9 protein-coding genes are annotated in these 10,437 nt (G+C 60.4%); 4 read left to right on the top strand and 5 right to left on the bottom strand.

Features of this window, described 5'->3' with window-relative positions:
• The 3 genes from JWR14_RS26320 to JWR14_RS26310 all read right to left on the bottom strand — a co-directional run.
• On the bottom strand, positions 1-947 hold a 947-nt coding region (locus tag JWR14_RS26320), incomplete at its 3' end, for an ATP-dependent helicase (protein WP_299714397.1).
• A 231-nt stretch (positions 948-1,178) separates the two neighbouring features.
• A complete protein-coding gene (locus JWR14_RS26315) occupies positions 1,179-1,445 on the bottom strand; it encodes a hypothetical protein (RefSeq protein WP_299714390.1) in 267 nt (88 codons plus the stop codon).
• Between the two features lie 60 nt (positions 1,446-1,505).
• Complete coding sequence (locus tag JWR14_RS26310; RefSeq protein ID WP_299714387.1) at positions 1,506-1,907, bottom strand: hypothetical protein; 402 nt, start codon at positions 1,905-1,907, stop codon at positions 1,506-1,508.
• A 368-nt stretch (positions 1,908-2,275) separates the two neighbouring features.
• Between JWR14_RS26310 and JWR14_RS26305 the strand changes: the two genes are divergently transcribed.
• The 4 genes from JWR14_RS26305 (at position 2,276) to fumC (ending at position 8,034) form a co-directional block, all read left to right on the top strand.
• Positions 2,276-2,497, top strand: a complete 222-nt coding sequence (locus JWR14_RS26305) for an RNA-binding S4 domain-containing protein (RefSeq protein WP_213769020.1) — start codon at positions 2,276-2,278, stop codon at positions 2,495-2,497.
• Between the two features lie 370 nt (positions 2,498-2,867).
• A complete protein-coding gene (locus JWR14_RS26300) occupies positions 2,868-4,292 on the top strand; it encodes an MATE family efflux transporter (RefSeq protein WP_299714379.1) in 1,425 nt (474 codons plus the stop codon).
• A gap of 705 nt (positions 4,293-4,997) precedes the next feature.
• Positions 4,998-6,569 carry a phospholipase D family protein gene (locus JWR14_RS26295; protein WP_366144601.1) on the top strand — a complete coding sequence of 524 codons (1,572 nt, stop codon included), beginning with the start codon at positions 4,998-5,000 and terminating at the stop codon, positions 6,567-6,569.
• A 70-nt stretch (positions 6,570-6,639) separates the two neighbouring features.
• On the top strand, positions 6,640-8,034 hold the full coding sequence (gene fumC / locus JWR14_RS26290; RefSeq protein ID WP_299714376.1) for a class II fumarate hydratase: 1,395 nt from the start codon (positions 6,640-6,642) through the stop codon (positions 8,032-8,034).
• Positions 8,035-8,112: 78 nt separating this feature from the next.
• Here fumC and JWR14_RS26285 read toward each other — a convergent pair whose 3' ends face one another.
• Both JWR14_RS26285 and JWR14_RS26280 read right to left on the bottom strand, forming a co-directional pair.
• Positions 8,113-9,672, bottom strand: a complete 1,560-nt coding sequence (locus JWR14_RS26285; protein ID WP_299714374.1) for a class I SAM-dependent methyltransferase — start codon at positions 9,670-9,672, stop codon at positions 8,113-8,115.
• Between the two features lie 292 nt (positions 9,673-9,964).
• Positions 9,965-10,437 (bottom strand): acyl-CoA thioesterase (locus JWR14_RS26280; RefSeq protein WP_299714372.1); only part of this gene is annotated, 473 nt, incomplete at its 5' end.

Here is a 10,437-nt window from a genome sequence, read left to right as displayed (position 1 = left end):
GCATTCGATGCCGCCAGAATGGGCTGCGTCGAGCGGTAATTGCGCTCGAGCGTCACGCATTTCGCGGGCGGATTGAAGTGATTCGGGAAGTCGAGGATATTGCGCACCGTCGCGCCGCGAAACGAATAGATGGACTGGGCGTCGTCGCCGACTACGGTCAGGCCGCGGCCATCGGGTTTCATCGACAGGAGGATGGACGCCTGTAGCTTGTTCGTGTCCTGGTATTCATCGACGAGCACGTGGTCGAAACGGCTCGACAGATCCGCGGCAATGGACGGCTCCGCGGCGAGATGCGACCAGTAGAGCAACAAGTCGTCGTAATCGAGCACGCTTTGCTGCTGCTTCGCATGAACGTACGCGGCGAACAACCGGCGCAGGTCGTCCTCCCATTCGCGGCACCACGGGAACGCCTGATCCAGCACCGTGGCAAGCGATATACCTGTGTTGACCACACGCGAGTAGATGGCGAAGCACGTGGATTTGGCCGGAAAGCGCTTTTCTTTCGCCGATAACCCGAGTTCATGCCGCACAAGGTTCATGAGATCGGCGGAATCCTCGCGATCGTTGATGGTGAACGACGGCGATAACCCCACGAGATCCGCGTAATCGCGCAATAACCGTGCGCCCACGCTATGGAAGGTTCCGGACCATGTGAGGCCCTGCGCGATCACGCTGCGATTACCCAAAGCATTCACGGCAATACGCGTCACGCGCCGGGTCATCTCGCTGGCTGCACGCCGGGAAAACGTCAGCAAGAGAATCCTGTGCGGGTCCGCGCCCTTCACCAGCAAATGCGCCACGCGATGCGCCAGCGTATTCGTCTTGCCCGATCCTGCCCCGGCGATGACCAGCAGCGCGCCGGCCGGGTCGCCCGCGTTCGACGCTTGCGTGCCGTACTCGACTGCTTCACGTTGCGCGTCGTTCAGTTTGGTCAGGTACGACGCGATTTCTTCCCGCGCCGGCTTGGGCGCGAGATCGTCGTCGGTGGCGGAGTTAAGCGTGAGCACGTCGCATGGGCTTTAAAAACGGGTGACGCACACTGTATATCCATACAACTCTTCGACGCAAGCAACTGATGCAGCAGGCTTTTGGCCCTATAAAAGAAATGGCCCGGCGCGCTTGCACGCGCCGGGCCATTGTCATTTCCCTGCAACGGGGATCTGTTGAAAATCAGTGAATCAGTCTGCTTTCTTCGCGTTTTTCAGGTTCGCATCGGCGGCGGCTTCATTCGCCTTTGACTGCGATTCCGTCTTTTTCTTGTCGGCCTTGGCCTGCGCCAGATTCGCGTCTTTATCGGCTTCAGCTTGCTTCTTCGCTGCTTTCTTGTCAGCGTGCGTGGGTTCGGCTGTACTTTGAGTCTGCGTCTGCGCGACTGACACCGTGGCGGCCGTCGCGAAAGCTCCCGCGAGCAATGCCGCGAACAAGCGCTTTGTGATCGTGGTCATGAATCCTCCTTACCAGCGGCCCCGCTTAAGGGGCCGCGTTGTATTCATCGAGCTGAAAACTTAGTGCTGCAGGCCCGTGTCCTTCGGACCGTCCGGCTCGGCGGATTTCAGTTCGTCGTTGGCGGTCTGGTTATCGGCCTTCTTGTTGATCTTTGCGTTGCGCACTTGCTCCTTGTATTGCGCCTTCGCTTCCTTGTTCGTCGCCTTCAAGTCCTGCTTCGATGCCTTCTTCGATGCCTTGTACTCAGCGCTGGCCTGCGCGTTGGCATTGCGCTTCACGACCAGCGGATCGGTCGGCGCCGGTGCGACGATATTCTGCGGCGGCGGCGCGGTTTGCGCGGACGGTGCGGCCATCTGGCCGGCGTCGGCAGCGGAAGGCTGCGCGGTCTGGGCGAACGCGGATGCGGACAAACCCATGGCGACAAAAGCGGTACCCAACAGCATTTTCTTGACTTGCGACATATTCAATTCCTCTCTGGCAGTTTTTATTCCGGGTGGTCGATTGCAACCCTCGCAACCACCGCGACGCCCAAGCGATGTGCGCTGTGTCCTCAAACACCGCGCCTGGAGCAGCACGCCGCAAATACCCGTCTACACTTCTGATGACCGATACGAACGCTAAAAAAGGCGCACCGATCACTACGACTGACCCGGCGCGGGACGCTGAAGTTCGCTAAAACGTGTCATTGTTACCGAAGGTTTCACTTCCTGACATATGGCAAACAACCGAACGCCCGATATCCGGCAGTCTGGCCTGTAGACGCACGTGGCGTGCCCGGCTGGTTTATGATGGGCGCCCTTTCCGCCCCAACCTTGCGAAGACTGCTCACATGCCGCGCCTCGAATTCACGCTCACAGGCGACTACGTCGAACTGCACAACCTGCTCAAGCTGATGGGCCTCGCCGATAGCGGCGGCTCGGCGAAAGCACGCGTCGCCGAGGGCGAGGTGAAGGTCAACGGCAAGATCGAGCTACGCAAGACGTGCAAGATCCGCGCGGGCCAGACCGTGGTCATCGAAGACACCACGATCAAGGTTCTCAAACCGAAATAATCGACATGAGAATCGACATAAGGATTGGCGTGAACGCGATCTGAGTGACGTTAAATACCGCATCGTGATCGACATAATCGCCATCAAGCAATAAGCTAGACGGCTTTCGTTCCCTTTCGCCGCTTTCAGCTTGTTGACGGTTGAAGCCAGTTTTTCACGTTCACGTGCTTCAAAACCGGGATTCACAGCTGGAATTCGAAGCCGGATTTCAAAGCCGAAATTCAAAGCGGAGCTTCAGCCCAATTAACCAATTATGCTGAAGCGCGGCCGGAACGAGCGGGCGATGCAGGACCAGTAACGGTCTGCTGCATCGCCCGTTGCCGTTTTTGCACGGTTGTTGCCGTGCAGCAAAGCATCCAGATAATCCGTCATGCCATCCAGAATGATCCGCGCGAACGCGCCGCCAAGCCTTTCCCGTCACGCCGTCGATACCGCCAGGCTCGCCGCGCCCCTCGCCATCTCGCAACTGTCGCAAATGGCGATGGGCGTCACCGACACCATCCTGCTCGGCTCGCTCGGCCCCGATTCCCTCGCGGCCGGCGGCCTGGGCGCGAACCTGTTCTTCGTGGTCGTGGTGCTGCTGCAAGGCGTGCTGACGTCGGTGAGCGTTTCCGTCTCGCATGCGCGTGGCGCGAACAATGATCACCTCGTGCCGAATATCTACTGGACGGGGCTGGTGTTGTCCCTGCTGCTCGCGATCCCCGCATTCACGCTGCTGAGTTTCGCCGAACCGATCCTGCTCGCGTTTCACGAGCCCGCCATGCTCGCCAGGAACGTCGGTGAATATTGCGCGATCCTGCGTTGGGGTGCGCCGGGCAGCCTGCTCGGGATTGGCATGATGCGCGCGTTCCTGCCGGCTATCGGTGCGGCAAAGCGGCTGCTGTGGGTATCGATTGGCGGCGTGTTCGTGAACGCATTCCTCAACTACGGCCTGATCCACGGCGCCTACGGCCTGCCCAGACTCGGTTTTCTCGGCTCGGCGGTCGCCACCACGATCACTGTCTGGGCGACGGCGCTGGTGCTGATCGCGTTCCTGCATTTGCGGGCGCGTTATCGGCATTTTGTCGTCGCATCGCGGCCACGCCTGCCGCTGATGGGCGAATTGTTCGGTATCGGCTGGCCAGTCGCGATCACCTATGGCGTCGAATCCACGCTGTTCCTGGCCACCGGGATGACCGTCGGCACGCTCGGCGAAGCGCCGCTTGCCGCGCACCAGATCGCGCTGAACGTGGCGTCTGTGGCGTTCATGGTGCCGCTCGCGATCGGCCAGGCAGCAAATGTTCGCGTCGGCTACTGGATCGGCGCGGGGCAGCCGCTGGCGGCACGCCACGCCGGTTTCGTGGCAATTGCACTGGGCGTCGCGTTCATGGCCTTGTCGGGCTGCGTGCTGGTGCTGGCGCCGCACGCGATCGTCGGGCTGTATCTCCATCTCGACGACCCGAAGAACGCGCAGACCGTCGCGCTGGCAGCGTCGCTGCTGGGTGTGGCGGCCGTGTTCCAGATCGTCGATGGCATGCAGACGGTTGCGTCGGGCGTGCTGCGCGGGCTCAAGGACACGCGCGTGCCCATGCTCGCGGCGGCGCTCGGTTACTGGGGTATCGGCTTTCCGACGGGCTACATGCTGGCGTTTCACTTCAACGGCGGCACGAAGGGTCTGTGGTGGGGGTTGGCTGCGGGACTCGCGAGTGTTGCGGTGCTGATGACCCTTCGCTTCGATCGCATGAGCCGGCGTCTGGTCACACGCGGCGCGCTTGAACCCGGCAAATCCGGGCAGACGCCCCGGCAATCGGCTTGAGACGATGGATGCGGATCTTCGCTTGCCGTGGTTGCAGCAGTTGCCGCGGCATAAGTTAAGCAGACATTGTTGGTTGGAATTGGAGCGGCGCGCAGATACGATCAAGCCGTCTCCTCCTTGAGACTCATCCAGTAGCAGGGGTATTAGGCCCGCTTCGTCGAAGCGGGCTTTTTTTCGTCTGCGTGCGGCTGATCAGCGGTTCGTGGCGGTGGCAAATTCCGCGTTGAATGATCTCCTGCGGTCCGCGAGAAAAGACATAAGAAACGACGCGAACAATCGCCCCGTGCTCACGCGCTCACGCCCCGCCTCACGCTCCACTTTTTCGCAAATCGACCCGTCCGCCGTGTCCGTAGCGGATTTCCCATAAAATAACCGCACATGATCCTTGCCGTACACCCGCGAGATCCAGCGCTGCACGCGGCCACTGCGTGCGCAACAACAGCAAGCAGTTCAGAAAAATCGCTCGGGCAAACAAGAGGAATGGACGTGTCGGAAAGCAGCAAGCAGTTATATCGATCACCTTCGCGATCATCTTCGCGGTCAGCTCGGCCAGCTATATCCCAAGCCGCACAAGGCCAGCACACAGGCAGCCGCACAGGGCGCGCGCAAGCCGGGCACGTTTCATCCGAGCCAATCTCCCCGGCACGGCCTCGTCATACAACATCGCTGTCGCGCGGCCTCGGGTTCGCCGCCGTCGCGCTCACGGTGCTCGCCCTCAGCGCCTGCGCCACACGCCCGCCCGCGACCGCGTTCGATCGCCCCGTCACCCACGCGCTCGCAGCCACCGCCGACACTCCCTTGCGCACCGCCCTCCTGCCGAAAGAGGCCGCGCATCCGGACGGATCCGGCGTGCGTCTGCTTCCCACCGGCACCGAGGCGCTGCAGGCCCGCATCGCGCTCGCCCGCGCGGCGACCAAGACGCTCGACATGCAGTACTACATTGCGAACGAAGACAACACGGGCAAGCTGCTGCTGGGCGCGGCCCTTTACGACGCAGATCGCGGAGTCAAGGTGCGCATGCTCGTCGATGACCTGAATTTCAAGGACATCGACCAGATCATGGCCGCGCTGAATTCGCATGACAACATCGATATCCGCGTGTTCAATCCATACGGCAGCGCGACCCGGAGTTTCGGCGAACGCACGCGCAACCTGTTCACGAACCTCGATCATTTCACGCGCCGGATGCACAACAAGGCGATGATCGCGGATAACCAGATCGCGATCGTGGGCGGCCGCAATCTTGGCGATGAATACTTCAGCGCGAGCGCGACCCTGCAGTTCCGTGATCTCGATGTGTTCGTTGCCGGACCGGTGACGCAAGAGATATCGGCGAGTTTCGACGACTACTGGAACAGCTCGATTGCGTATCCGCTGCGCGCGCTGAACAAGCAAAAATTCGATCCCGCCGATCTCGACAAAACCCGCGAAGACTTGCGCCGGCACTGGAAAGAACAGGCCGATCCGCTGAACGCCAAGCCGCTCAACGCCACGCCAATCGCGCAGCAGATCGCACAGGATGGGCTGGGCCTGACCTGGACGCGCACGGAGTTCGTTGCCGATTCGCCCGTGAAGATCGAGCATCCCGACAAGGACTATAAAAGCCCGCCCATGCAGCGCCTGATCGAGCTGGCCAACCAGGCGAGTAGCGAGGTGCTGATCATTTCGCCGTATTTCGTGCCGCACGACGCGGGCGTGAAGGCGCTTGCCGCCATTACGGGGCGTGGCGTGAAAGTAAAGGTGCTGACCAATTCGCTGGCCGCCACCGACGCAGTCGCGGTGCAGGCGGGTTATGCGCCGTATCGCGTGCCAATGTTGAAAGCCGGCGTAGAGTTATACGAGTTCAAGCCGGTGCAGGCCGAAGGCGACGGCCGGGCGCGCGCGGGCCTGTTCGGCTCGCAATCGCGCGCAAGCCTGCATGCCAAGGCTTATATGCTCGATCGCAGTATCCTCGTGATTGGGTCGATGAATCTCGACCCGCGCTCGGCGTCGCTCAACACGGAACTCGCGCTGGTGATCTACAACAAGCAGATAGCGGGCGAAGCAGCACGATTGTTCGATGCAGGCACTGCGCCGGCGAGAGCGTATCGTGTGGAACTCGCTTCGCCGGCGGTGCTTGCGGGCCTGAAGAACACCGGCTCGCCGATGTCGCCGCTCGTCTGGACCACCGAGGACAACGGTCAGGAGCGAACCTACAATTTCGACCCGCAAGCGGGCCTTTATCGCAACGTGTTGACGGGTTTGTTCATGCTGCTGCCCGTCGACTCGCAGCTTTGAATTATCGACTTTCCTCTGTTCAAACCCGATTCAAACCCGAACCTGAAGCAAGCCGAAGGAGCATGAAGCCATGACGGACGACGTAAGACTCGAGAAGGATACTTTCGGCGAAATCGCCGTGCCGAACGCAAAACTCTGGGGCGCGCAAACGCAGCGTTCCTTGCAGAACTTCAAGATCTCGAGCGAGAAACAATCGCCTGAACTGATCGATGCGCTCGCGATCGTGAAGCGGGCATCGGCGGAAGTGAATGCTGAACTGAAGGTGCTCGCCGACGACAAAGCCCGTGCGATCATCGCCGCTGCCGACGAGATCCTGGCGGGCATTCACCCCGATGAATTCCCACTCGCGGTGTGGCAAACGGGTTCAGGCACCCAGACCAACATGAACCTCAACGAAGTGATTGCGAACCGGGCCAGCGAGTTGATGGGCGGCGTGCGCGGCGAAGAACGCAAGGTGCATCCGAACGACGACGTGAATCGCGGGCAATCGTCGAACGACGTGTTCCCGACCGCGATGCATATTGCCGCCGCGGTCGCGATCGTCAAGCATCTGGTGCCGTCGCTCAAGACCTTGCGCGAGACGCTCGATAAAAAATCGAAGGCCTTCGATTCAATCGTGAAGATCGGCCGCACGCATTTGCAGGACGCGACGCCACTTACGCTCGGACAAGAGTTTTCAGGTTATGTCGCGCAACTGGACCAGGGCATCCGGCACGTTGAATCGACGTTGCCGCATCTGTATCAACTGGCATTGGGCGGCACGGCGGTTGGTACGGGTTTGAACGCGCATCCCGAGTTTGCCGTGAAGGTCGCCGGCGTGATCGGCAAGCTGACCGGCTTGCCGTTTGAAACCGCGCCGAACAAGTTCGAAGTGATGGCCGCCGCCGACGCGCTCGTGTTCGCGCACGGCGCGCTGAAAACCATCGCGGCGGGCTTGATGAAGATCGCCAACGATATCCGCTGGCTCTCGAGCGGACCACGTTGCGGGCTTGGCGAGTTGTCGATTCCCGAGAACGAGCCAGGCAGCTCGATCATGCCGGGCAAGGTCAATCCGACCCAGTCCGAAGCCGTCACCATGCTGTGCTGCCAGGTGTTTGGGAATGACGTGGCGGTGAATTTCGGCGGGGCGAGCGGCAATTTCGAGCTCAACGTCTTCCGCCCGATGATCGCGCACAACGTGCTGCAATCGGTACGTCTGCTGGCCGACGGTGCGCAGAGTTTCAACGACAATTGCGCGGTCGGAATCGAGCCGAACGAGTCGCGGATCGAGACCTTGCTGAACGAGTCGCTGATGCTTGTGACGGCGCTGAATCCGCATATCGGCTACGACAAAGCCGCGAAGATCGCGAAGAAAGCGCACAAGGAAGGCACGACGCTGAAAGCGTCCGCGCTGGCGCTCGGTTATGTGACCGAAGCGGAGTTTGATGAGTGGGTGAAGCCGGAAGACATGGTAGGCAAGAAGTAGCATCAGGCAGTTCTTGAATGCAGCGGTTGATGGGTTGATGGGTTCATCGCTTGATCAACCGCTGCTGTTATCGGCTCGTTATCGTTGCCGCTTTGATGTTTTTTGCACGGGCAAAAAATCCAGCCCTTCCGAATGCGCAATGAGCTTCTCGCCGGAGTCCTCGAAGATATGACGCAGGCGCGTCGTTGTCTCTTCGGGCGACACCTCGGCGCCTCCCACTTGCAGCCTGAGATCGGTCGCAATTAGCGAGCGTGAAACGCGCGCAACTAACTCGTCGATATCCCCAGTGAGCGCTTTGACTGGATCGGCCTTTGCATACAGCGACGCGAGCATCAACTCGTCCAGCACGCTGATAGTCGCACCTCCGCCCAGACGGGGCGACGCCAACGCTCCCAAAGCCTCGCCCTGTTCAGCCCTCGTCAGCAAAACGGCATTTAGCCGGTCTGCCGCCGCTCGCGGCTGCACGGCGCCGTAGCGCACGAATGTTTCGCCAACGGCTATGGACACACGCAGCAGCTTCAAGATCGCATCGAGCGAGAGTCCCGGGAACTCGGGTGCATCGAAAACCTGCGCCAGCGTCATTTCTGCGCCGTGCAACAGATCAAACAGCGGTTTGTGAAAGGCTTCGCCGCGCGTGAGCGTGGCGTGTTCCAGTTTCACCGCCGCTTGGTATAGGACAGCCGGATTGCCCCACACATGGACGTGTTCAGCCTGTTCGCGCAGGCGGAGATCACTCAGCGGCGCTTTTCCACGCACGAAGATGTCCGAGCGGAACACGCGGTTCGCGAAGTAATCCCGAAGCTCTTCAGCTTCGATGAGATCGGTGACCGTCTCCAGCATTTCCCGCTGCCGTTCCCCAAGCCATCCTACCGGTGACATGTGGGCGAAACGCGCGCTGCCGGCGAAGCTCAGCTTCGCTTCAGCCATTTCGCGCGCAATGTCGGTAAAGTAAAACGGCGTCCATTTCTCGTGCAGATACTCGTGGACGAGGTAGCGCTTGTCTTGGGTTGCGAAACCTTCGACTCGACCCTGGGAATCCGGGTTGCGCCTGAAGCGCAACGCGTCGAGATTCACCATCTTCGCGGCGAGCCCGGAAGCTTTCGTCCACGCGTCGCCTCCTTCCCCGGCTCCCAACATCAGCAAGCGTTGCAGCGGCAGCACCTGCGCGCAACCCACCATCGCGTTGTAGCTCACTTGGACGACACCGCCCGGTTTCAAATAACGCGTCAGGAACCTCATTATCTGCGTGCGGGTTTCATCGGAAATCCACGAGATGATGCCGTGCATGGTGATGTAGTCGAACATGGGGAGTTCGACCTGCCCCTGTGCGAGATCGCCGAAGCTGTTCTCCAGCAAGGTGAGATTCGGCAGGCGCGCTTCGTCGCGTATAGACGAAGCACCGAGTACGTGCAATGGGTTGAAATCGCACGCATAGAAGTCGCCGCTCGGATGCGTCGCCGCGAGAATCAGGGATGTCAGGCCTTGCCCGAACCCAAGCTCGCAATAGGTGAATTTTTCGAGGGACGGTGGCGATACGCGCTGCATCGCAAGGCAGGCATTCAGGAACGTTGGACTTTGTTCGTGATAGTAGCCGGTCGTGTAGGCAATCGAGTTGTTGTAACCGGCCGTCCAGGTCATGGTGTTTCCTCATTTCATGTTGGGTATTTGCGCGTTCGGCCGGTCGCCGGCCTTTTCGCGCAGCGCCGAACTATGCCGATAACGCAACCGTTCATGAATGAGAAACGTCTTAATTATCTGTTTTATTTTTTATAGTGCCGCGAGATGGTCGATCCCCGGGTGTTACGTTGCTTGCGAGTGCGAAGCCTCGATCCAGTTTTGTAGTCATACTAAGCACCGGGTTGTCGGCAACAACCTGCCTGGACGCGGCACGCTGCGCCGGCAGATTTGCCGCCAGCGCTCTTTATCGCTTTTAAACCTTACCCGCCGCCACTTCTTCAGGCTTCAATTCCACGATCGCGTCCAGCGCGTCCTTGACGTCCATCGCATATTTCGCCAGCCGCTTTTGCTCATCCGTCACCGGCACGAATGAAGGAACCGGCACGGGCTTGCCCTGTTCATCGACGGCGACAAACACCATCAGGCAATCCGTCGTCTGTTGCAGCACCCCGCTCTTCGGGTCGCCTGCGTGCACCGAGATATGCAGATGCATGCTCGTGCGCCCCGTCGCCACCACACGGGCGCGCAATTCAACCAGATTGCCGACCAGGATCGGCCGGCGAAAACGAATGTTGCCCACGCTGACCGTCACGCAATAGCGCCCGGACCAGACTGCGGCGCACGCGTAGGCCGTCTCATCCATCCACTTCATCAGCGCGCCGCCGTGAACCTTGCCGCCGAAATTGACGGAGGTCGGTTCGGCTAGAAAACGAAACGTGGTTTCGG

It is taken from the genome of Caballeronia sp. (assembly GCF_028292365.1).
In the GTDB taxonomy this organism is placed as follows: Bacteria; Pseudomonadota; Gammaproteobacteria; order Burkholderiales; family Burkholderiaceae; genus Caballeronia.
This window is presented reverse-complemented; position numbering and strand designations above follow the sequence as displayed.